The 21,308-nt window shown below is 73.0% G+C and carries 27 protein-coding genes and 1 tRNA gene; 8 read left to right on the forward strand and 20 right to left on the reverse strand.

The annotated features are described in order from the left end of the window. The first annotated feature begins 40 nt into the window (after positions 1-40). The 3 genes from bcp (at position 41) to PKE99_RS26950 (ending at position 1,290) form a co-directional block, all read left to right on the forward strand. Positions 41-508 (forward strand): thioredoxin-dependent thiol peroxidase, encoded by a 468-nt coding sequence (gene bcp, locus PKE99_RS26940; protein WP_037050083.1) that lies wholly within the window; start codon positions 41-43, stop codon positions 506-508. A 52-nt stretch (positions 509-560) separates the two neighbouring features. Continuing rightward, positions 561-1,226: a transposase gene (locus PKE99_RS26945; protein ID WP_037050205.1), complete on the forward strand. Its 666-nt coding sequence runs from the start codon at positions 561-563 to the stop codon at positions 1,224-1,226. After that, a tRNA-Leu gene (locus PKE99_RS26950) sits at positions 1,217-1,290 on the forward strand. Before PKE99_RS26945 ends, PKE99_RS26950 begins: the two co-directional genes overlap by 10 nt. Before the next feature lie 46 nt (positions 1,291-1,336). Here PKE99_RS26950 and PKE99_RS26955 read toward each other — a convergent pair. Beyond that, entirely contained in the window at positions 1,337-2,014 is a 678-nt protein-coding gene (locus PKE99_RS26955) for a TVP38/TMEM64 family protein (RefSeq protein ID WP_051737924.1), read from the reverse strand. Between the two features lie 418 nt (positions 2,015-2,432). On the opposite strand from PKE99_RS26955, the gene pcaC reads away from it, so the two are divergent. Further along, positions 2,433-2,831, forward strand: coding sequence for a 4-carboxymuconolactone decarboxylase (gene pcaC, locus PKE99_RS26960; RefSeq protein WP_231498341.1), 399 nt, complete (start codon positions 2,433-2,435; stop codon positions 2,829-2,831). 134 nt (positions 2,832-2,965) lie between these two features. Here pcaC and rdgB read toward each other — a convergent pair whose 3' ends face one another. From rdgB to clpS, 15 genes are all read right to left on the reverse strand, one after another. Beyond that, positions 2,966-3,559, reverse strand: coding sequence for an RdgB/HAM1 family non-canonical purine NTP pyrophosphatase (rdgB, locus tag PKE99_RS26965; protein ID WP_037050081.1), 594 nt, complete (start codon positions 3,557-3,559; stop codon positions 2,966-2,968). Further along, entirely contained in the window at positions 3,556-4,278 is a 723-nt protein-coding gene (gene rph, locus PKE99_RS26970) for a ribonuclease PH (protein ID WP_037050077.1), read from the reverse strand. Before rph ends, rdgB begins: the two co-directional genes overlap by 4 nt. A 22-nt stretch (positions 4,279-4,300) precedes the next feature. Next, positions 4,301-5,074: an MBL fold metallo-hydrolase gene (locus PKE99_RS26975; protein ID WP_037050074.1), complete on the reverse strand. Its 774-nt coding sequence runs from the start codon at positions 5,072-5,074 to the stop codon at positions 4,301-4,303. Positions 5,075-5,083: 9 nt separating this feature from the next. Then, positions 5,084-5,509 carry a hypothetical protein gene (locus PKE99_RS26980; protein WP_037050071.1) on the reverse strand — a complete coding sequence of 142 codons (426 nt, stop codon included), beginning with the start codon at positions 5,507-5,509 and terminating at the stop codon, positions 5,084-5,086. After that, positions 5,502-5,867, reverse strand: coding sequence for a hypothetical protein (locus PKE99_RS26985; RefSeq protein WP_037050068.1), 366 nt, complete (start codon positions 5,865-5,867; stop codon positions 5,502-5,504). Before PKE99_RS26985 ends, PKE99_RS26980 begins: the two co-directional genes overlap by 8 nt. A 9-nt stretch (positions 5,868-5,876) precedes the next feature. Then, complete coding sequence (gene murI / locus PKE99_RS26990) at positions 5,877-6,707, reverse strand: glutamate racemase (RefSeq protein WP_037050065.1); 831 nt, start codon at positions 6,705-6,707, stop codon at positions 5,877-5,879. A gap of 49 nt (positions 6,708-6,756) precedes the next feature. Continuing rightward, positions 6,757-7,392, reverse strand: coding sequence for a rhomboid family intramembrane serine protease (locus PKE99_RS26995; RefSeq protein WP_037050063.1), 636 nt, complete (start codon positions 7,390-7,392; stop codon positions 6,757-6,759). A gap of 136 nt (positions 7,393-7,528) precedes the next feature. After that, positions 7,529-8,479, reverse strand: a complete 951-nt coding sequence (locus PKE99_RS27000; RefSeq protein WP_037050060.1) for a PLP-dependent cysteine synthase family protein — start codon at positions 8,477-8,479, stop codon at positions 7,529-7,531. A 61-nt stretch (positions 8,480-8,540) separates the two neighbouring features. Next, positions 8,541-8,819 carry a MoaD/ThiS family protein gene (locus PKE99_RS27005; protein WP_037050058.1) on the reverse strand — a complete coding sequence of 93 codons (279 nt, stop codon included), beginning with the start codon at positions 8,817-8,819 and terminating at the stop codon, positions 8,541-8,543. Between the two features lie 54 nt (positions 8,820-8,873). Further along, positions 8,874-9,344, reverse strand: a complete 471-nt coding sequence (locus PKE99_RS27010; RefSeq protein WP_037050057.1) for a M67 family metallopeptidase — start codon at positions 9,342-9,344, stop codon at positions 8,874-8,876. A gap of 51 nt (positions 9,345-9,395) precedes the next feature. Continuing rightward, entirely contained in the window at positions 9,396-10,685 is a 1,290-nt protein-coding gene (locus PKE99_RS27015) for a hypothetical protein (protein WP_037050055.1), read from the reverse strand. Between the two features lie 8 nt (positions 10,686-10,693). Then, a complete protein-coding gene (locus tag PKE99_RS39085) occupies positions 10,694-11,257 on the reverse strand; it encodes a DUF3558 family protein (RefSeq protein WP_081924529.1) in 564 nt (187 codons plus the stop codon). Positions 11,258-11,260: 3 nt separating this feature from the next. Next, complete coding sequence (locus PKE99_RS39090) at positions 11,261-11,611, reverse strand: PE domain-containing protein (RefSeq protein WP_037050053.1); 351 nt, start codon at positions 11,609-11,611, stop codon at positions 11,261-11,263. Positions 11,612-11,698: 87 nt separating this feature from the next. Next, complete coding sequence (locus PKE99_RS27020; protein WP_037050050.1) at positions 11,699-12,250, reverse strand: DUF2017 domain-containing protein; 552 nt, start codon at positions 12,248-12,250, stop codon at positions 11,699-11,701. After that, positions 12,247-12,543, reverse strand: coding sequence for an ATP-dependent Clp protease adapter ClpS (gene clpS, locus PKE99_RS27025; protein WP_037050048.1), 297 nt, complete (start codon positions 12,541-12,543; stop codon positions 12,247-12,249). Before clpS ends, PKE99_RS27020 begins: the two co-directional genes overlap by 4 nt. Positions 12,544-12,598: 55 nt before the next feature. On the opposite strand from clpS, the gene PKE99_RS27030 reads away from it, so the two are divergent. Further along, positions 12,599-13,897, forward strand: a complete 1,299-nt coding sequence (locus PKE99_RS27030; protein ID WP_037050045.1) for a nicotinate phosphoribosyltransferase — start codon at positions 12,599-12,601, stop codon at positions 13,895-13,897. Positions 13,898-13,928: 31 nt separating this feature from the next. Then, positions 13,929-14,477, forward strand: coding sequence for an isochorismatase family protein (locus PKE99_RS27035; RefSeq protein WP_037050043.1), 549 nt, complete (start codon positions 13,929-13,931; stop codon positions 14,475-14,477). Between the two features lie 4 nt (positions 14,478-14,481). Here PKE99_RS27035 and PKE99_RS27040 read toward each other — a convergent pair whose 3' ends face one another. Next, positions 14,482-15,369: an AraC family transcriptional regulator gene (locus PKE99_RS27040; protein ID WP_037050041.1), complete on the reverse strand. Its 888-nt coding sequence runs from the start codon at positions 15,367-15,369 to the stop codon at positions 14,482-14,484. 113 nt (positions 15,370-15,482) lie between these two features. Here PKE99_RS27040 and PKE99_RS27045 point away from each other — a divergent pair, with 113 nt between their 5' ends. Then, positions 15,483-16,202 (forward strand): class I SAM-dependent methyltransferase, encoded by a 720-nt coding sequence (locus tag PKE99_RS27045; RefSeq protein ID WP_037050039.1) that lies wholly within the window; start codon positions 15,483-15,485, stop codon positions 16,200-16,202. Between the two features lies 1 nt (position 16,203). On the opposite strand, the gene PKE99_RS27050 is transcribed toward PKE99_RS27045, so the two are convergent. Beyond that, on the reverse strand, positions 16,204-17,097 hold the full coding sequence (locus PKE99_RS27050; protein WP_271214930.1) for an acyl-CoA thioesterase: 894 nt from the start codon (positions 17,095-17,097) through the stop codon (positions 16,204-16,206). A 135-nt stretch (positions 17,098-17,232) separates the two neighbouring features. Between PKE99_RS27050 and PKE99_RS27055 the strand changes: the two genes are divergently transcribed. Further along, a complete protein-coding gene (locus PKE99_RS27055) occupies positions 17,233-19,314 on the forward strand; it encodes an ATP-dependent DNA helicase (protein WP_037050037.1) in 2,082 nt (693 codons plus the stop codon). Positions 19,315-19,345: 31 nt separating this feature from the next. Here PKE99_RS27055 and PKE99_RS27060 read toward each other — a convergent pair whose 3' ends face one another. Together PKE99_RS27060 and serB are read right to left on the reverse strand one after the other, a co-directional pair. Further along, on the reverse strand, positions 19,346-20,041 hold the full coding sequence (locus PKE99_RS27060) for a peptidyl-tRNA hydrolase (RefSeq protein WP_037050196.1): 696 nt from the start codon (positions 20,039-20,041) through the stop codon (positions 19,346-19,348). Between the two features lie 47 nt (positions 20,042-20,088). Beyond that, entirely contained in the window at positions 20,089-21,282 is a 1,194-nt protein-coding gene (serB, locus tag PKE99_RS27065; RefSeq protein WP_231498340.1) for a phosphoserine phosphatase SerB, read from the reverse strand. Positions 21,283-21,308: the final 26 nt, after the last annotated feature.

The following is a 21,308-nucleotide window of genomic DNA, read 5'->3' on the forward strand; positions in this document are numbered from 1 at the left end:
GCGGGCGTCCCGGTGTTGCGGGAACTGACAGGATCGGGGCATGACGACACGCCTCGCGCCGGGCGACGCCGCCCCGGACTTCACGCTGCCCGACGCCGACGACAAGCCGGTCTCGCTGTCCGACCTGCGCGGCCGCAAGGTCATCGTGTACTTCTACCCGGCCGCGTCCACGCCCGGCTGCACCAAGGAGGCGTGCGACTTCCGGGACAACCTGGCCGAGCTCAACGACGCGGGGGTCGACGTCCTGGGCATCTCCCCGGACAAGCCGGCCAAGCTCGCCAAGTTCCGGGACAAGGAGGGCCTCACCTTCCCGTTGCTGTCCGACCCGGACCGGAAGGTCCTCGAGGAGTGGGGCGCCTTCGGCGAGAAGACGATGTACGGCAAGACGGTCACCGGGGTGATCCGCTCGACCTTCCTCATCGACGAGGAGGGGAGGATCGAGGCCGCGCTGTACAACGTCCGCGCCACCGGTCACGTCGCCAAGCTCCGGCGAGACCTCAAGATCTGACCCCTGTGGACAACTCGAGCGGATTCGAACGCATGTTCGCTACGTTCGGATCATGCCGAGAGCCCGCAGGTGGACGGACGAGCAGCTGGTCGAAGCGGTGGCGTCGAGCCGCACGCTGAGCGAGGTGTGCCGGAAGCTGGGGCTGCAGCCCGGGAAGTACGACGTGCTGCGGAAGCACATTGCGCGGCTCGGGCTCGACGCCTCGCATCGGCCACGAGCCTCCGCCGGCTCGCCGCGCGCCGGCCGGCGGTACAGCGACGAGCAGCTGATCGAGGCGGTGCGGGCCGAGGAGACCGTGCACGGGGTGCTCCGGCGGCTTGGCTACACGCCCAACGGCGGAATGTTCCGCGCCGTGTCGGGGCACATCCGGCGACTGGGCCTGGACACCTCGCACTTCACCGGGCAGGCGTGGGCGAAGGGGCTGAAGGTGCCCGCCGCGGGTCGACCCACGCCCCTCGGCGAGATCCTGGTCCAGAACTCGACCTACACCTCCACCGGTTATCTGCGCCGCCGCCTCATCAAGGCGGGGCTCAAACCGAATCACTGCGAGGAGTGCGGCCTCCGTGAGTGGCGCGGCCGACCGCTGCCGCTCGAGCTCGATCATGTCAATGGCGACCACACCGACAATCGCCTCGAGAACCTCCGTATCCTGTGCCCCAACTGTCACGCCATCACGGAGACGTGGGGCGGACGGAAGAACAAGAAGACGCCGGCGTAGCCCAACTGGCAGAGGCGCATGACCTAGGATCATGACAGTGCGGGTTCGAATCCCGCCGCCGGCACCCCATCTGAACAGCGACAACGTGGTGAAGCCCAACGAGCGGAGGCTCAGCGGGCCTGCTGCGTCTCCTCGCTCGGAACCTCCTCCGGGATGGGCTTGCGGGCCGCCACCACGATCCCCGCGAGCCCGATCAGCCCGCACACCACCGACACCGCGACGAGCGCCGGTGACGGCCGTCCGCTGACCGCGTCGCCGAGGACCACGATCGCGACCGTCCCCGGGATGATCCCGACCACGGTCCCGAGCAGGTACGGCACGAACCGCACCCTGGACAGCCCGCACACGTAGTTGAGCGCGGCGAAGGGCACCAGCGGCACGAGCCGCATCGAGGTCACGGCGAGCGTGCCGTGGTGGTCGAGGCGCCGGCGCACCCAGGTCACCGCCGACCCCCGCACGTACCGCTCCACGAGCGCTCCGCCCGTCGCCCGCACGAGAAAATAGGCGAGCACGCCGGCCAGGGTGGTCGCCGCCAGCGTGACCACCAGCCCGACCGCGGAGCCGAACAGCACGCCCGCCGCGAGCGTGAACACCGTCCGCGGCACCGGCGCCACGCACAGCCCCGCCTGCAGCCCCAGGAACAGCAGCGGCGCCCAGGGACCCGCCTCCGCGGTCAGCCGCCGCAGGTCCGAAACACCCGGCACCCCGTAGATCCGCGCCACCACCAGCACCACGGCGACCAGTGCCACCACGCCGAGCCCGGCCAGCACGGGACGCCACCACTTCACTCCCGCGACGGTACCGACCGCGCCGCCCAGCCCGTCGTCACACCCGGCCGCCCGGGACCCGCAGCACCAGATCTAGGCCCCCGGGCCCGACACCGAAGATCACCGCACGCTCCATCGCCCGCCCCGTCCAAGATCGTCGTATCGGACCGCTCCGCGCCGGATATGGCGCTCATCGGTTTGAGGCAGCGATCACGCCGGCCACCGCCACCCGGCGGCGTCACAAGATCGCCGAATAGGACCGCACAGCGCCACATCCGGCGCCCACCGGTCCGCAACGACGATCATCGTCACGACCCGCAGCCGAGACCACTCGCGTCAGCGGAGAGCGACGACCCGACGGGTCCATGAGCACACCCCGCGCCTTCCGATCACCGGAACCCGCCCGGCCCGAACACCCCCGCCGGGCTACCGTGCGGCCGTGAACACCGAGAAGCGCGAGCTGGACCTCGATCCCGCGGGCCTCGCCGTCCGCCGCGAGGTCCTGGGCGCCACGCACGTCGACGCCTCGCTGGAGCGGGCCGACGACGTCACCGGCGAGTTCCAGGAGATGATCACGCGCTACGCCTGGGGCGGGATCTGGACCCGGCCCGGCCTGGACCGGAGGATGCGCAGCGCGATCACGCTGACCGCGCTCGTCGCGCACGGGCACCTCGACGAGCTGGAGCTGCACCTGCGCGCGGCCCGCCGCAACGGGCTGACCGACGAGGAGATCGTCGAGGTGCTGCTGCAGAGCGCGATCTACTGCGGTGTCCCCGCCGCCAACAGCGCCTTCGCCCGGGCGAAGAAGGTCCTCGCCGAGGACGCCCCCACCGACTGATCGGCAGGGCCACGCACCATGCCCCCATCACGCGCTTCCCACGCGCGACCAAAACGCGTCATGGTTCCACAACGCGCCTCTGAGCTGCGGGTTTCCAGCGTCATGGAGCCATAGCGCGCGGCGCGGTCGAGCCCTCAGCCCGGCAGGGCTTCCAGGTGCGGGAGGAGGGCACGGAAGGCCCGGCCCCGGTGGCTGGCCGCGTCCTTCTCGTCCGGGCTGAGCTCGGCGGAGGTCCGCTCCTCCCCCTCCGGCACGAAGATCGGGTCGTAGCCGAAGCCGTTGCTCCCCCGCGGCGCCCGGACGAGCCGCCCGCGCCACTCCCCGTGCACGACCTCCTCGGGCCCGTCCGGGACCACGAGCGCCGCCGCGCAGACGAAGGCGGCGCCGCGGCGCTCGTCGGGGACGTCGGCCAGCTGGCCGAGGAGCAGGTTCAGATTGGCGAGGTCGTCGCCGTGCCGGCCCACCCAGCGCGCGGAGAGCACCCCCGGCATGCCGTTGAGCGCGTCGACGGCGAGCCCGGAGTCGTCGGCGACGGACGGCAGCCCGGTCGCGGCGGCCGCGTCGCGCGCCTTGGCCAGCGCGTTCTCGGCGAAGGTCGCGCCCGTCTCGGGGGCCTCGGGGAACTCGGCGACGTCGGCCAGGCCGAGCACCTCGACGCCCGAGCCCTCGGCCAGCCGGCGCAGTTCGACGAGCTTCCCGGCGTTGCGCGTGGCGAGCAGGATCTTCACGACTCGAGCGCCTCGGTCTGGATGCGGGTGAGCTGCGCGATGCCCGCCAGCGCGGAGTCGAGCATGGCGTCGAGCGTGCTGCGGGTGAACGTCGCACCCTCGCCCGTGCCCTGGACCTCGATCAATGTGCCGGTGTCCGTCGCGACGACGTTGGTGTCGACCTCCGCGCGCGAGTCCTCCTCGTAGGGCAGGTCCAGCCGCACGCGCCCGTCGACGACGCCGACGCTCACCGCCGCCACCTGGCACGAGATCGGCTTCGGATCGGCCAGCTTGTTGCGCTCGCCCAGCCAGGTCACGGCGTCGACCAGGGCCACGTACGCACCGGTGATGGCCGCGGTGCGGGTGCCGCCGTCGGCCTGCAGGACGTCGCAGTCGAGCGCGATGGTGTTCTCTCCCAGCGCCTTGAGGTCGATGCAGGCGCGCAGCGACCGCCCGATCAGCCGACTGATCTCGTGGGTGCGGCCGCCGATCCGGCCCTTGACGGACTCGCGGTCCGAGCGGGTGTTGGTGGCCGAGGGCAGCATCGCGTACTCCGCGGTGAGCCAGCCCAGCCCTGATCCCTTGCGCCAGCGCGGTACACCCTCGGTCACGCTGGCCGCGCACAGCACCTTGGTGTCCCCGAACTCGACGAGCACGGAGCCCGCCGGGTGCTTCTGGAAACCGCGGGTGATGCGCACCGGGCGCAGCTCGTCGTCGCTCCTGCCGTCTGCTCGCGTCACCCCGACATCCTAGGAAGGGGGCTCAGACCTCGTACTCGCCGTCCGGACGGACCAGCTCCACCGGCCCGTCGAACGAGGCCTTGGCCTCAGCCAGCATCGCGTCGGGGTCGGTCCAGATCGGCACGTGCGTGAGCAGCAGCCGTCCGACGCCCGCCGCCGCGGCGTGCTCCCCCGCCTGCCGGCCGGACAGGTGGACACCCGTGGGCATGTCGTCGGTGTGCGGCCAGGACGCCTCGCAGAGCAGGACGTCCGCACCCCGCGCCAGGTCGACGAGCCCCCGGCAGGGCCCGGTGTCGCCGCTGTAGACGAGGCTGCGGCCCCCGTGCTCCACGCGCAGGGCATAGGCCTCGCAGAGGTGGTCGACCGCCGCCGCCCGCAGCACGGCTCCGCCGACGGTGGCCTCGCAGCCGTCGCCGAGGGCCCCGAAGGCGAAGACGTCCTCGAGGTCAGTCTCGGCCCGCTCGGCCGCCGACGGGGCGTAGGCCGCCCCGAGCCGCTCCGGCGCCTCGACCGGCGCGAACACCGGCAGCCGGTTGCGCGTGGGGTCGAAGGGCGGGGCCGGGTGGTAGCGCCGCCACACGGCGAGCGCCGAGAAGTCCGCGCAGTGGTCCGGGTGCAGGTGGCTGAAGGCCACGGAGTCGAGCGCCCAGGGGTCCAGGGCGCGCTGCAGCGCGCCGAAGGTGCCGTTGCCGAGGTCGAGGGCCAGCCGGGTGCCCCCCGCCTCCACGAGGTAGCCGGACGCCGGCGAGCCCGGCCCCGGTCCGCTGCCGGAGCAGCCGAGCACGACGACCTTCATGTGAGGAGGCTAACCCCTGGCCGAGGTGCGTCGCAGCCACCACAGCCCGACGAACGGCAGCACCAGCGGGATGAAACCGTAGCCGCGCCCGTAGACCGACCAGACCGTGTCGTCGGGGAAGTCGCCGGTGTCGAACACGGTCAGCGTGCCGACCACCAGCACCCCGACCAGCTCGAACAGGACCGCGCCCCAGGCGAGCCGTCGATACCCGGGGCCGTGCCCCGCCAGGCCGATCGTGGCCAGGATGTAGACGACGCCGGCGAGGCCCGAGAGCAGGTAGGCCACCGGCGCCTCGGCGAACTTCGCGGCGATCTGCACGCCGGCCCGCGCCGTCGCGGAGAGGGCGAAGATCGCGTAGACGGCGATGAGGACCCGGCCGGGTCCGCTCGACGTCGCGCGCGGCTCCCTGCCCGGCCCCCTCGTCGGCTCAGCCATTCCCGGCGACCCACAGGTCGTGCAGCCGCCAGACGGCCACCCCGGTCCCGATCGCGCCGACGGCGATCACCGTGCCGCCCCAGCGGGTCGGCTCAGCGGTGGCGAACTGCAGGGCGATGGGCATGACGCACACGCTGACCAGCAGGTAGATGAGGAAGGTCGACTGCTCGGGCAGCTGGACGCCGGTGAACACGCGCACCGCCGCGACGACCGCCTGGACGACCAGGACCGCCTCGAACACCCCGACCGCGATCCGGTGCGTGCGGTCCGGCGGGCGGTTGCGGACCGTGGTGAACAGGCCGTACAGGGCGACGGCCGCCGCGGCCACGTAAGCCACGATCTCCAGGACGCCGATCACGCTCCGACGCTACCGGAGCGCCTCCACGGCATCGGTCGGCACCTGCTGGACCCGGCCGATCTCCGGGCCGAGGAAGCGCCGGCCGAGCCGCCGGAAGGGCTCCGGGTCGCCGGTCGCGAGGAACTCGTGCGGGCCCGGCGGCGGGTCCGTCTCCGGGTCCCGCGCGAGGTCCGACGCCATGAGGGTGCGCACGACGTCCTTGGCCGTCTCGTCGGCGCTCGACACCAGCGTGACCTCCGGCCCCAGCACGATCTGCAGCACGCCGGTGAGCAGCGGATAGTGCGTGCACCCGAGCACCACGGTGTCGACGCGGGCCTGCTGCAGCGGCTCCAGGTAGCTCTGCGCGAGCCCGAGGACCTGCCGCCCGCTCGTCATCCCCCGCTCCACGAAGTCGACGAACCGCGGGCAGGCGACGGCGGTGACCTCGACGTCCCGGGCCGCGGCGAAGGCGTCCGTGTAGGCGCCGGAGGCGATGGTGGCCTTCGTGCCGATCACGCCGATCCGGCCGTTGCGGGTCGCGGCGACCGCGCGCCGGACGGCCGGCAGGACGACCTCGACGACGGGCACGGGGTAGCGCTCGCGGGCGTCGGCCAGGCAGGCCGCCGAGGCGGTGTTGCAGGCGATGACCAGCAGCTTCACGCCACGGTCGACCAGGTCGTCCCCGATGGCGAGCGCGTGCCGGCGGATGTCGGCGATGCGCAGCGGGCCGTACGGGCCGTGGGCGGTGTCGCCCACGTAGACGATCCGCTCGGCGGGGAGCTGGTCGATGACGGCGCGGGCGACGGTGAGGCCGCCGACGCCGGAGTCGAAGATGCCGATGGGCGCGTCGAGATCGGTCACGGGTGTCCTGCGGTGATCGGGGGCGGGGGCGAGGTCGCGGCGCCGACCATCAGACCGGCGCCGGCGTGCGGTCGGCCCGCGCGACGATCCACGCGGCCAGGATCCCGAACAGCGCGCCGAACAGGTGGGCCTGCCAGGAGATCCCGGGGTTGCCGGGGAGCACGCCGAACAGCATCCCACCCTCGAGGAACAGCAGGACCACGGCCAGCGCGATCTGCCGGCCCGAGCGCGCGAAGAAGCCCCTGGCCAGCAGGAACAGCAACCAGCCGAAGATGACGCCGGACATGCCGATCGTCGACGCCATGCTCGGCCCGACGAGCCACACGGCCGCCCCGCTGCCGAGCCAGATCAGCGCCGTGACGCCGACCCACTGCCGGATCCCGCCCGCCATCGCGAGCCAGCCGAAGACCAGGAACGGCAGGGTGTTGGCCCAGAGGTGCGGCCACCCGCCGTGCAGCAGCGGCGCCCAGAGGATGCCCCACGCCCCGTCGGCGTTGCGGGAGATGATCCCCTCGTTGTCGAGGTACTGGCCCGACATCTGGTCGTAGAACTCCACGGCGTAGAGCACCGCGGTGAACAGGAGCATGACCACGGCCGCCCCGAGCGGGTGCGGCGGGACGATGCGCGCGATGCCGCGCGACGACCGCGCGGCGGGGAGGGAGCTCGGTACCTGCGGCGCAGCCATGTGGCCGAGAGTACGCGGGAACACCGTCACCCTGCCGTGAACCGGAATCGGACCAGAACCGTCGGACCCCTGGTGCTGGTGAAGGCGACCCGGCGGGACGTCGCCGCGGCGACGCCCGCCGTCCATCTGGGGTGACTCAGGCCCAGAGGTGGCCCTCGATGCCTTCCGCGGCGTCGTCGAGCTCGCCCGAGTAGGCGCCGGTGGAGAGGTACTTCCAGCCGCCGTCGCAGACCACGATCACGATGTCGGCGCTCTCGCCGGACCCGGCGGCCTTCTCGGCGACCGCGAGCGCGGCGTGCAGGATCCCGCCGGTCGAGATGCCGGCGAAGATGCCCTCCTTCTCGACCAGCTCGCGGGTGCGGCGCAGGGCGTCGTAGCTGCCGACCGAGTACCGGCCCGTGAGGACCGAGGGGTCGTACAGCTCGGGGACGAAGCCCTCGTCGAGGTTCCGCAGGCCGTAGACGAGCTCGCCGTAGCGCGGCTCGGCGGCGATGATCTGCACGTCGGGCTTCTGCTCGCGCAGGTAGCGGCCGGTGCCGACCAGGGTGCCGGTGGTGCCCAGCCCCGCCACGAAGTGCGTGATCTCCGGGCAGTCCCGCAGGATCTCCGGGCCGGTGGTCCGGTAGTGCGCGTCGGCGTTCGCCGGGTTCCCGTACTGGTAGAGCATGATCCAGTCCGGGTGCTCGGCGGCGAGCTCCTTGGCCATCGCGACGGCCTGGTTGGAGCCACCCGCGGCGGGCGAGGAGATGATCTCCGCGCCGTACATGGTGAGCAGCTGTCGCCGCTCCTCCGACGTGTTCTCCGGCATCACGCAGACGATCCGGTAGCCCTTGAGCTTCGCGGCCATCGCCAGCGAGATGCCCGTGTTCCCCGACGTCGGCTCGAGGATGGTGCAGCCGGGCGTGAGGAGACCGTCCGCCTCCGCCTTCTCGATCATGGCCAGCGCGGGCCGGTCCTTGATCGAGCCGGTGGGGTTGCGGTCCTCGAGCTTCGCCCAGAGCCGGACGTTCTCCGCGGGCGACAGCGACGGCAGACCGACCAGGGGGGTGTCCCCCACGGCCTGCAGCAGGGAGTCGTAGCGCGCCATCGCTCCTCCAAGAGCGGGCAGAGGGCGGCGGGGTTCGGTCCCGTCGCCCGGTGCCGTCAGCTCAGCGCATGCCGCCGGCGACGGCCGGCAGGATGGTGACGGTCGAGGTCTCCTTGACCGGGGCCTCGAGGCCACCGGCGAAGCGGACGTCCTCGTCGTCGACGTAGATGTTGACGAAGCGGTGCAGCTTCCCGTCCGAGATGAGGCGGTCCTTGAGGCCGGCGTGCCGCGACTCGAGGTCGTCGATCACCTCGGCGACGGTGCCCCCCTTGGCCTCGACGGCCTTCTCGCCCCCGGTGTGGGTGCGGAGGATGGTCGGGATGGAGACGGTGACGGCCATGGTTCTTCGGTGCTCCTGCTCGGGTTCGTTCGGTGAGGGTGTGGCGAGGACGGGTCAGCCGAGGTCGGGGACGTCGTCCGCGCCGGTGTGCGCGAACATATAAGTCTCCACGACCTCGACTTCTTCCTCGGTCACCACACCGTCGACGATCCGGAACGACCGGAACTCGTGGCCCGTGTGGTTCGTCTCCGCCGAGTCGCGGGTGGAGACCAGGACGTAGTGCGCCTCGGGCTCGGAGGCGTACGAGATGTCGGTGCGCGACGGGTAGGCCTCGGTCGCGGTGTGCGAGTGGTAGATCACCACGGGCACCTCGTCGCGCGAGTCCATCTCGCGGTACAGCCGGAGCAGGTCACCCGAGTCGAACTCGTAGAACGTGGGCGAGCGCGCCGCGTTCAGCATCGGGATGAACCGCTCGGGCCGGTCGGAGCCCTCGGGACCCGCGACGACGCCACAGGCCTCGTCCGGGTGGTCCCGGCGGGCATGGGCGACGATCTCGTCGAGGAGATCCTTCCGGATGACCAGCACGTTGCCAGCGTACGTAACGCGTCCGTCCGGAGCACATCCGCCCGACGAGACTCACATGCCCGATCCCGTACCGCCGTCCTCGCCGCGCAGGACGCCCGGTCCGTACGTCGGGACATCGGCCAGCCAGACGCCCTCGGGATCGTCCTCGACCAGCCAGTCCGGCCGCGGGTGCGGCTCGCCGCGGCGGGTGCCGCCCACTCCCGCCGGCACGAAGGGGAGGTGCGACGACGTCGATCGCGCCGCTGGGGCGGGGCGTGCCTGCTCGGCCAGCGGGTCGGCGCCGCGTAGCCGCTCGACCGGGGCGAGCCGCGGGGCCGGCTCACCGAGGCGCGGGGCGGTCGTGCGGGGCGCCGTGGTGCGGCCGGTCTCGAGCGGCCTCGCGGAGGGCATGGCCGTGCTTGCGCTGCCGTACCTACCGGGCGCCCGGGGCACCGAGGGGCTGAGGACGCCGGGCGGCAGGTCGACCGCGGCCCGGGGTGCGAGTGGCCGGTCGCCGGACGGGAGCGGTGGCGTGGCGGCCCTGGTGGAGCGGCTCAGCCCTGCGATCGGCGTCGGCGCGCGGCCGGCTGGCGGCGTTCCTTGCACGGGCGTGGCGCTCGGCGTGCCGGCGCGGCCGGACGCGGCGGCGGGACCCGGCGGGGTCGCGGCCGGAGCCACAGGCGGCGCCGTGACGTCCGTGGGACCGCTCGGGACCGGCGCGGGCATCCCCGGTGGGGCCGGCGATCCCCCGGTTCCGGGCGGAGCGGTCGCAACGGTCGTGGGCGCGGCCGAGACGGCGGCACCTCTGTCATCGGGCCATCCGGGCGCGGTGGCGGGTGCGACGGCGGCGGTGTCGGGCGTCGGGAGCGCGAGCGGGGTGAAGGCCTGGAACGCGGTCGAGAGGTTGGCGTTCGAGTTCTCCTGGTACCGGTTCGCGACGTGCGCGGCCGACTGCTGCCGCTCCAGCGCGAGCTGCGAGGTGGCGGAGTTGCCGAGGTGCGAGTCGGAGGGCTGCAGGGCGGCGAGCTCCCGGTGTGCGACCGTGTAGTACTCGGCCTGGTCGCCCAGCGCCCGCGCCGCCAGCTGGAACATGACGGTGCCGACCCGTCCCGGCTCCCCCAGCTTCCGCAGGTACATCCGCGTGCCCTCGGCCGCCTCGCCCTCGTGCGCGTCCGCGTACTCCCGCTCCAGCGCCTCGAGCTCGGCGTTGACGTCCGCGAGCTTCCGCGACACCTCGGCCAGCGCCTGCTCCGCCGCCCGCATCGACCCCGGCCCCGGCCCGGTCGCCACGGGGTCCCGGATCTCCGGCAAGGTCATCCCCTCGAACGCCACCGCCGTCCCGTTGTACGCCCTCTCCGCCACAGCTCCCCCTACTTCCGCAGCGCGTCCAGAAATTCCGACGCCATTGCTCGAGCCCTGCCACACAACGAAGGCGACGAATCGGTTAGATTACGAACCTCGACATTGAAAGATTGAGTCTCAGCGATTCCAACCCAATATTGACAAGATACCGAACTTGGCGAGCCAAGATGGACAGCAGGGTATCCGTCGACCTCTTCCTCCTCGAATGACGGAAACGAGTCTCTCAGGTCATACGCCAGCTGGACTCCTGCATCCGTCCTGAGTCCGAGGCTTGACATATAATTCCCATCAACCGCAACCCACGCACACCCCGTCGCAATGTTCGTGGAGTAATCACGACCAGTCGATTCATCCAATCCGAGCCGACGCAAGCGCTCCGCGCCGAGCATCGAGCAGGATGCGAGACCGGACGCGTCGAGCGGCTCAGCGATCTCCGGAACTTGGAGAGTCGACGCGGCCGTTGGCGCCGCCGAAGCTTGTTCTACCGATGTTGTCGCGGGGCCGGAACAGGCCGTCGAAACGACTGCGAATGCGAATGCGGCAAGCCAAGCACCAATCGCACACCTCGACATCAGTCAGGCACTCCGGCTGTCGGCGCTCACGTAACCGGCCATCTGAGACTCGAGCGCTTCCTTCGCTTCGATCAGCTGTCGACGCCACTCTCCCAGATAAGACCGAGCGCCCTCAAACATGCTCACGGCCTGCCGAGCCGCATTTCTGCTTACTTCGTCATTGCCTGGCGCTGCAACGAACATGAAGGAGGCCAAACGCACTTCGGTCATCGCAAGCTCTCGAATCACACCCTCCAACCTCCCCACCAACCCCTCCACCCTCTCCGGGTCGACCCGGAGCACGGGTGAGTAGCTGAGGGACTGGGGGGAGCGGGGGACGACGGGACCCGGGTCGTCCCACCGAGGAGCGGTCATGCCGGGATGATCTCAGCGAACCACCCGACACGGGCACGTCCGCGACGAACCCGTTGCGATCGTGAACACGATCGGGGTGCGCAGGACCTACAGCACCTGCATCCGCGCCTGGACCAGCGAGTCCTGCACGAAGGTGAGCCAGTGGTAGACGCCGAGGTGCGGGGCGCGGGGGTCGTCCTCCGGGAACTCCTCGGGCGTCTCCTCCGAGACGTCCAGGGCGGTCCCCAGCGCGAGCCGGACGTCGTTGAGCGCCGCCAACCACTCGTCGGCCTGCTCGACCGTCAGCTCGACCCGCCCGCCCCGGCCGGGCAGCGCGGTGAGCACGGACTCCGCGGCGTGCTTCTTCGCCTGGATGAGCTCGGGTTCGTGCAGCGAGCGCAGGCCGGCGGCGAGGTCGGCGTCCTCCGAGGTGAAGTCCGGCAGCAGGCGGGCGAGGACCCGGTCGTCCGGGCGGGAGGTCGGCCCGGTGCGCATGCCGGTCAGCTCGGCGAGCTCGTCCTGCGGGGTGTCGGCGGTGCGCCCGTCGAGCATCTGGGTGACCTCGGTGACCAGCCCACGCAGGACCGTCGACTCCTGCTCCTCGAGGGTCGCGACGAACCGGGTCCGCGCCCCGCGCCCCGCGCGCTTCCAGCCGTTCACGTGCGCTGCATGGTGGCCCAGAGGCCGGCCGCGTGCAGCTTGGCGACGTCGCCCTCGATCTTGTCCTTGTCCCCGGCGGAGACGGCCGCCTTGCCCTTGTGGTGCACGTCGAGCATCAACGCCGTGGCCTTCGGCTCGGGGTAGCCGAAGATCTTCTGCAGCACGTACGTGACGTACGACATGAGGTTGACCGGGTCGTTCCAGACGACGGCCTGCCACGGGGTCGCTCCCGCGACGTCCTCGTCCAGGGCAGGGTCCACCTGGGTGGTGGGCGAGCTCAGCGGCGCGGACATGTGTCCATGGTGTCACGCACACGCGCTCCCGCAGAACGCCGCATAGGCTCTCCGCATGAGCGGCCCCTCGGGTTCGAGCGCCAGCACCGCGCTCCTCACCGACATGTACGAGCTGACGATGGTCGCCGCGGCCCTGGCCGACGGCACCGCCGAGCGGCAGTGCGTGTTCGAGCTGTTCGCCCGGCGCCTGCCGGACGGCCGCCGCTACGGCGTCGTCGCGGGCACCGGCCGGGTGCTCGACGCGCTGCGCGACTTCCGCTTCGGCGACGCCGAGCTCGCCTCGCTGCAGGGCGCGCTCGACGAGCGCACCCTGAAGTGGCTGGCGGACTACCGCTTCAGCGGCGACGTCGACGGCTACCCCGAGGGCGAGCTCTACTTCCCCGGTTCCCCCATCCTCACCGTCACGGGGACCTTCGCCGACGCCGTGATCCTCGAGACGCTCCTCCTGTCGATCCTCAACCACGACAGCGCGATCGCCTCCGCCGCCGCCCGCATGGTCACGGCGGCGGGCAACCGGCCGCTGATCGAGATGGGATCGCGGCGCACGCACGAGGAGGCCGCGGTCGCCTCCGCCCGCGCGGCCTATCTCGCCGGGTTCGCCGCCACGTCGAACCTCGAGGCCGGGCGCCGGTACGGCGTCCCGACCGCCGGCACCGCCGCGCACGCCTGGGTCCTCCTGCACGACGACGAGTCGGCGGCCTTCCGCAGCCAGGTCGAGACCCTGGGCGTGAACACGACCCTGCTGGTGGACACCTACGACATCCGGCAGGGCATCGAGCGCGCGATCGAGGCCGCCGGCCCCGAGCTCGGTGCGGTCCGGATCGACTCCGGCGACCTGGGTGTCCTCACCCGGCAGGCGCGCGAGCAGCTCGACGCCCTGGGCGCGACCGAGACGAAGATCGTCCTCTCCGGCGACCTGGACGAGTACGCCATCGCCTCGCTGCGGGCCGAGCCGGTCGACTCCTACGGCGTCGGCACGAGCCTGGTCACCGGGTCCGGCGCCCCGACGGCCGGGATGGTCTACAAGCTCGTCGAGGTCGACGGCCGGCCGGTCGCCAAGCGCTCCAGCAGCAAGGAGTCCCGCGGCGGGCGGAAGTCCGCACTGCGCCGGTACAAACCCACGGGCACCGCGGTCGAGGAGGTCGTGCACCCCGTCACCGTGCGGCCCGAGCACGGCCCGCACGACCGCGTCCTGCCGATCCCGATGGTCCGCGAGGGCGAGCCGGTCGCCGACCTGCCGAACCTCGAGGAGGGGCGCGAGCGGCTGCGGGCGGCCCTCGTCTCCGTGCCCTGGGAGGGCCTCAAGCTCTCCCGCGGCGAGCCCGCCATCCCGACCGTCTTCCCGGAGCACTGAGCATCGGGTAGCGAGAAAGAGCACTGACAGCATGCGCGCGCTGATCGTCGTCGACGTCCAGAACGACTTCTGCGAGGGTGGCTCGCTGGGCGTGACCGGCGGGGCGGCCACCGCGGCCGCGATCTCCGAGTACGTCCGGCAGGCCGACTACGACCACGTCGTCGCCACCCGGGACATGCACGTCGCGCCGGGCGGCCACTTCAGCGACACCCCGGACTTCATCGACACCTGGCCGGTGCACTGCGTCGCCGGCACGCCGGGCTCGAGCTTCCACCCCGCGCTCGACGTCGCCCGGATCGAGGCCGTGTTCGACAAGGGCCACCACGCCGCGGCCTACTCCGGGTTCGAGGGCTGCGAGCCGGGCCGGCTCACGCTGGTGGAGTGGCTGCGGGCGCACGACGTCGACTCCATCGACATCGCCGGGCTCGCCACCGACCACTGCGTGAAGGCCACCGCGCTCGACGCCCGCCGCGCCGGGCTCGACACCGGCGTCCTGCTGGAGCTGTGCGCCGGCGTCCTGCCCGCGACCACCCGGCTCGCGCTCGTGGAGATGCGGGAGGCGGGAGTCGTGATCGCCTAGCGGCTCACGGCGTCCCGCGGCGCCACGCCGTCGGGGTGACCCGGTGGGCGCTGCGGAAGCGGCGGACGAAGTAGCCCGCGTCCCGGTAGCCGATCCGCCGGGCGATGTCGGCGACGGTGAGGTCGGTGTCGGCCAGCAGCCGGCGCGCCTCCCGCATGCGCCGCTCGGTGATCCACTGCTGCACGGTGCGGCCGGTCGCCCGCCCGACGACCGTGGTGAGGTGCCCCGGCGTCAGCCCGACCGCGTCGGCGACGTCCCGCAGCGAGATGGCCTCGTGGTACCGGGACTCGACGATCTCGAGCACCTCCGCGACGAGGGGATCGACGTCGAGCTCGTCCGGCAGGTCGATGCCGAGTCGGCCGAGCCGGACGAGCAGCAGGGTGAGGTGGGCGCGGGCGGCGTCGGCGTACCCGTCGCGGCGGCCGCGCAGCTCCGCGTCGAGGTCGGTGAGGTGGGCGAGCCAGGCCGCGCGGTCGTCGGGCGGGACCCGCAGCCGTTGCCCGCCGCCGCGGTGGTTGCCGACGAACGGGGCGAGCAACGGGTGTCCGCGCCAGGAGACGAGCGGGGCGGCGGCTCCCGGGTCGACGGCGTCGGGCGGGAAGGAGACCGCCCAGACGTCGCCGTCGGGGTCCGGCCGCCCGGGCGTGACGACGGCGCCGGGCGCGATGACGAACGCGTCGCCCGTGGCGATCGTCCGGTCACGCCCGTCCACCCTCGCGACGAGGCTGCCGCACGCGACGTAGAGGAGCAGCAGGAAGTCGTGGGCGTGGGTCCCGCTGAACCGCGGCCCCTCGGACGGGTGGTCCCCGACCCAGTGCTGCACGGTGACCGCCGGGAGCCCGGGCCGGCGGACGTAGTCGAGCAGCGGGACGTCCTGCGCGGTCCGGCGCACGACCTCACCCGAAGAACGTCCCCCTGCAGCCACACTTCGTCCCTTGTCCGCAGCTCACGTGGCATGGACGCTAGCAGGGAACCACCGAACTTCGTACGCCCCGGGAGTGCACCGTGCCGACCACCGAGACGCGGGACTACCTGCCCGCGATGATCAACCCCGCGTTCCTGCCCTTCTACGACCGCTTCGGCAAGCTCGCCGGGGTCGGCGACTCCTACTGGCAGCTCGTGGCGCAGGCCGCGATCGAGCCCGGCGCGACCGTGCTGGAGATCGGTTGCGGCACCGGCAACGTCCTGCTGCTGGCGAAGCGCGCGGTGCCCGGCGCGACGGTCATCGGGACCGATCCCGACGGCGAGGCGCTCGCCCTCGCCCGGCGCAAGGCCGAGCGCGCGGGCCTGGCCCTGCAGCTCGACGAGGCCTACGCCCAGTCGCTCCCGTACGGCGACGGGACCGTCGACCGGGTCCTGTCCTCGCTGATGCTCCACCACCTGCCCGAGGACGCGAAGGTGGGTGCGTTGCGCGAGGTCCGCCGGGTGCTCGCACCGGGCGGGAGCCTGCACCTGATGGACCTCGACCACGACCCGCGGGAGTCAGGGGGCGTGTTCGCCCTGGTGAACGGGCTGCACGGGCTCCTCCTCCGGCTGCGCGGAGGACACGACCACGGGGCCGGGCACGGCCACGGGCAGGGGCACGGTCACGCTCAGGGCCACGGTCACGGGCAGGGCCCGTCGGTGCTCGACCTGCTCGCGCAGGCCGGCTTCACCGACGCGACGACCGTGAGCCGGGGGCGCACCCGGCTCGGTGGGCTGACCTTCTACCGGGCGACCGCGTAGCTCAGCCGCGCATGCGGAACGGCTCGAACGCGGCGCGCAGGTCGACGTCCCGGCCGTCCGCATCGACGGCCCGGACGGCGCCGGCGGCGTCGGCCAGCCCGACGCAGCGGTGCCCGTCGAAGAGCCCGCAGGCGTAGCGGACCTCGTGGTCGTCGAGCTCCAGGACGCCGACCCGCAGCTGGTAGATGCCGGGGTAGTGCACCTGGTCGCGGTACTCGACGCGCAGCGAGCTCGGGGACAGCCCGTCGAGCGGCCCGCCGAGCGGGTAGCCGAGGACGTCGGTGTGCAGCTCGGCGAGGCCGTCGAGGTACCAGCCGGCGAGGGCCACGTTGTTGACGTGCCGGTTGGTGTCGATGTCGCCGAAGCGGGTCCGGACGTCGTAGCGGAACGGGTAGTTCTCGCGGACGAGGCGCGACGCGTCGAACTCCCGGCGCGCGGTCGGGGCGGCCTCGGGCAGCACGAGGCCGGCGAGCGCGGTGCGCATCTCCTCGGGCAGCGGCGCGGGCCGGCCGCCCTCCACCCACACGCTGGTGGACTCGCCGGTGGCGACCAGCTCCGCACCGGTGAAGACGCCGTAGCCGTAGCTGAACGACGAGCCGCCGACCCGGTTCACGGCCATGCCGACCCGGTAGTCGTCGGCGATGCGCAGCGGGGCGAGCACGTCGACGTTGATCGAGGCGAGGAGCTGCCCCGTCCCGGCCGGGCGGTTGCCGAACGTGCGCTCGGGGAAGGCCCGGTGCTCGGTGGTCACCCGGGCGTCCTCGAACCAGCGGACCAGCGCCTCCCGGCCGACGCGGCGGCTCGGGTCCAGGTCGCTGTAGCGCGGCGTCACCTCCAGCACCATGGGGTACCGGTCCGCCTCGGGTCGGATCTGCGTGGACGTCACCCGGTTCATGATGCCCACCTACCCCCGCGTGAGCTGCCGTAACGGGACGACGTCACGTGTGACCATCCCGACCTCGGCGCGGTTCCCCGCGCCCGACCGGGCCGGTTGGCGGGACCTGTCGGTGCCGGCGGCTATCGTCGGGCGGTGCCCCTCGCCTCCGCCTCCCCGCCCGTCCGGTCCCAGGACCTGCCGGGCGTGGCCGAGCTGCTCGAGGTGGCCGTCACGGCCGTCGGCGGCACGCGCCGCGAGGGACAGGACGCGATGGCCCAGGCCGTGCGCAAGGCGCTGTCGAGCGGCGAGCACCTCGCCGTGCAGGCCGGCACCGGCACGGGCAAGTCGCTGGCCTACCTGGTGCCCGCGATCCGGCACGCGATGGCCCGCGACACCACCGTCGTGATCTCCACGGCCACCATCGCGCTGCAGCGCCAGCTGGTCGACCGGGACCTCCCCCGCCTTGCGAAGGCGCTCAAGCCCGCCCTCGGCCGCGAGCCCACGTTCGCGATCCTCAAGGGCCGCCGGAACTACCTGTGCCTCAACAAGCTCCACGGCGACGAGCAGATGGCCGACCCGGGCGAGGAGCAGCTGTTCGACGCGTTCGCGATCTCGGCCATGGGGCGCAACGTCAAGCGGCTGCACGACTGGGCGTCGGACACCGAGACCGGGGACCGGGACGAGCTGGTCCCCGGCGTGCCGGACAACGCCTGGCGCCAGGTCTCGGTCACCGCGCGGGAGTGCCTCGGCGTCTCGCGGTGCCCCGTCGGCGAGGACTGCTTCGCCGAGAAGGCGCGGGCGGAGGCCGGCCGGGCGGACGTCGTCGTCACCAACCACGCCCTGCTCGCGATCGACGCGATGGGCGAGGCCCAGGTGCTCCCGGAGCACGACGTCGTGGTGGTCGACGAGGCCCACGAGCTGGTCGACCGGGTCACCGGCGCCGCCACGGGGGAGCTCACGGCGGGCACGGTCGCCGCGGCGGCGCGGCGCTGCGGCAAGCTCGTCGACCAGGCGCTGGCGGACCGGCTGGCCGAGGCGGGCGAGGGCCTCGGCATGGTGCTCGAGGACCTGCCCAACGGGCGCTGGGAGGCGATCCCGCAGGCCGCCACCGGCGCGCTCACGGTGATCCGGGACGCGGCCGGCATGTGTCGGCAGGCACTCGGCGGCGAGCGCCGCGAGGACCCCGAGGGCGCCACCGGGCGCAAGCTCGCGCTCGCGCTGCTCGACGAGGTGTCCGAGTCCGTCGTGCGGGTGTTGAAGGCTTTCGAGGAGCCGGACCCCGCCAAGCGGTACGACGTCGTGTGGCTGGCCGAGCAGGGCCCGGACGGCGCCCGGCACAAGGTGCTGCGGGTGGCGCCGCTGTCCGTCGGCGGGCTGCTGCGGGAGCGGCTGTTCGGGCAGCGCACCACCGTGCTCACCAGCGCGACCCTGGCCCTGGGCGGCTCGTTCGACGCGCTGGCCCGGCAGTGGGGGCTGCCGCCGGAGAAGATCGTGTCGGCCCGTCCCGAGGGCGGGGTGGAGTCGGCGGGCGGGGACTCGGCGGACCCCGTCCGGGACCCGGACGCGCCGCGGTGGAAGGGCCTCGACGTCGGCTCGCCGTTCGCCCACGGGCGCAGCGGGATCCTCTACGTGGCCAAGCACCTGCCGCCCCCGGGGCGGGACGGGCTGGCGCCGGAGTACCTCGACGAGATCGCCGGGCTGGTGGAGGCCGCGGGCGGGCGCACGCTCGGGCTGTTCTCCTCGATGCGGGCCGCGAAGCAGGCCACCGAGGCGTTGCGCGGGCGGTTGTCCGTCCCGCTGCTCTGCCAGGGGGACGACTCCACGATGCTGCTGGTCAAGCGGTTCGCCGAGGACACCGAGACCTGCCTGTTCGGCACGCTGTCGCTGTGGCAGGGCGTCGACGTCCCGGGCCCCTCGCTGAGCTGCGTGATCATCGACCGGATCCCCTTCCCGCGCCCGGACGACCCGCTGGTCGCCGCGCGGCAGAAGGCGGCGGACTCCCGGGGTGGCAACGGCTTCCTCACGGTCTCCGCCACCCACGCCGCGCTGCTGCTCGCCCAGGGCGCCGGCCGGCTGCTGCGGGGCACCGACGACCGGGGGGTGGTCGCGATCCTGGACCCGCGGATCGCCACCGCCCGCTACGGCGGCTTCCTCCGCGCGTCGCTGCCGCCCTTCTGGCAGACCACCGACGCCGGGAAGGTCCGCGCCGCCCTCACCCGCCTCCGGGAGGCCTGACCGCCCCGACGAGCCGCGTGCGACCCGCTCGTCAGTCGGCGGCGGCGCAGGTGATGGTGCCGGGGTCGACCTCGGTGAAGCCCGCGTCGCGGACGCACACCACGTCGTCGCGGGCCAGCAGGGCCTCCCACAGGGCCGGGTCGCGGCGCACCGCGAACCGCGGCGCCCCGGTCCACCCCCGTACCGCGGCGAGGATCATCGAGGCGTGCCCGACCTGCGCGGCGGCCTTGCCGACCGTCATGTCCACGGCCGGGTTGACCACGATCAGCGGGACGCCCTCAGGGACTTGGCCCGGGTCGTCCGACGGCAGGTCCGTGCCGCCGATCTGCAGCCGCGACACGGCCTTGGGGACGTCGTCGACGGGGCCGGGCAGCAGGGCCCGGGCCTCGGCGCCGTCGACCTCGACCGTGACGCCGGGCAGCTCCTGGGCCGCCGCCCAGTGCGCGCCGCGGGCCCGCCGCGCGATCTTGCGGATGCGGCCGTCGACCCAGGCCCGCAGCGGCTCGTGCCACTCCCCCTGCGCCCGTGCGTCCACGCACACGGCGAGCGCGGCCTGTGCCGCCGCCTCGAGCAGCGCGGTCCGCGCGGGCAGCTCCCGCTCGATCCGCAGGATCACGGGCATCGCTCGGACCACGCCGTCGGCCTCCGGCGGGATCACCGCGGGCGCGCCCGAGTAGCGCGCCCCGAGCGGCGCGAGCACCGGCGCGCGGGGCTCGTCGGCGGCCAGAGGCTCGTCGGCGGCCACGGGCTCCTCGGGCTGCTCCGGCTGGGCGCTCACGCGATCGGCACCCGCCGCAGGACGCCCTCGGCGGCGTCGGCGCGCTCCACCTCGTCCCGCGTGATGCCCAGGACGAACAGCACGACGTCGAGGTAGGGCTGCGACAGCGCCGTGTCGGCGATCTCCCGCAGGGCGGGCTTGGCGTTGAACGCGATGCCCAGCCCGGCAGCCGAGAGCATGTCGATGTCGTTGGCGCCGTCGCCCACCGCGACGGTCTGCTCGACCGGGATCTCGTGCTCCGCGGCGAAGCGCCGCAACGCCTCCGCCTTGCCCGGCCGGTCGACGATCTCGCCGACCACGCGTCCGGTCAGCCGGCCGTCCTCGATCTCGAGGGTGTTGGCAGCGCAGAAGTCGAGACCCAGCTCGGTGACCAGGCCCTCGATGACCTGGGTGAACCCCCCGGACACGACGCCGGTGCGGAACCCGAGCCGCTTCAGCGTGCGGATCGTGGTGCGGGCGCCGGGCATGAGCTCCAGCTCGGCGGCCACCTCGTCGATGACCGACTCCGGCAGCCCCTTCAGCGTGGCGACGCGCGCCCGCAGGGACTGCGCGAAGTCCAGCTCGCCGCGCATGGCGGCCTCGGTGACGCGCCGGACCTCGTCCTCGGCACCGGCCCGGGCGGCCAGCATCTCGATGACCTCGCCCTGCACGAGGGTGGAGTCGACGTCGAACACGATGAGCCGCTTGCTGCGCCGGGACAGCCCGACGCGCTCCACGGCGACGTCGACCCCGGCCTCGCGGGCGACCTCGACCAGCTTGGTGCGCAACGTGCCGTGCGGCTGCTCGGGATCGTCGGGGTTCGGCGAGACCTCCAGCTCCAGCCCGGTGACCGGGTAGTCCGCGACGCGACGGATGGAGTCGATGTTGGCCCCGACGTCCGCCAGCGCCTGCGCGACCATCCCGAAGGCCCGCGCCGTGATCGGCCGCCCGAGCACCACGACGGCGTGCGTGGACTGACGCCGCCCCTGGCCGTTCGTGCCGATCGAGGTGTGGACCTGCATCCCGATGCTGTGCATCGCGGCCTCGACGGCCTCCTGCAGCTCCTCGGGATCGTGCGCGACGGCGACGAGCGCGCCGAGGGTGAGCCGGCCGCGGATCACGACCTGCTCGACGTCCAGCAGCTCGACCGCGTGGCGTGTGAGCACGGTGAACAGCACCGAGCTGACGCCGGGACGGTCGGGCCCGGTCACCGTCACGAGGACGGTCGACCGGGCCT

Origin of the sequence: Pseudonocardia halophobica (assembly GCF_027922425.1) — a bacterium.
GTDB lineage: Bacteria > Actinomycetota > Actinomycetes > Mycobacteriales > Pseudonocardiaceae > Pseudonocardia > Pseudonocardia halophobica.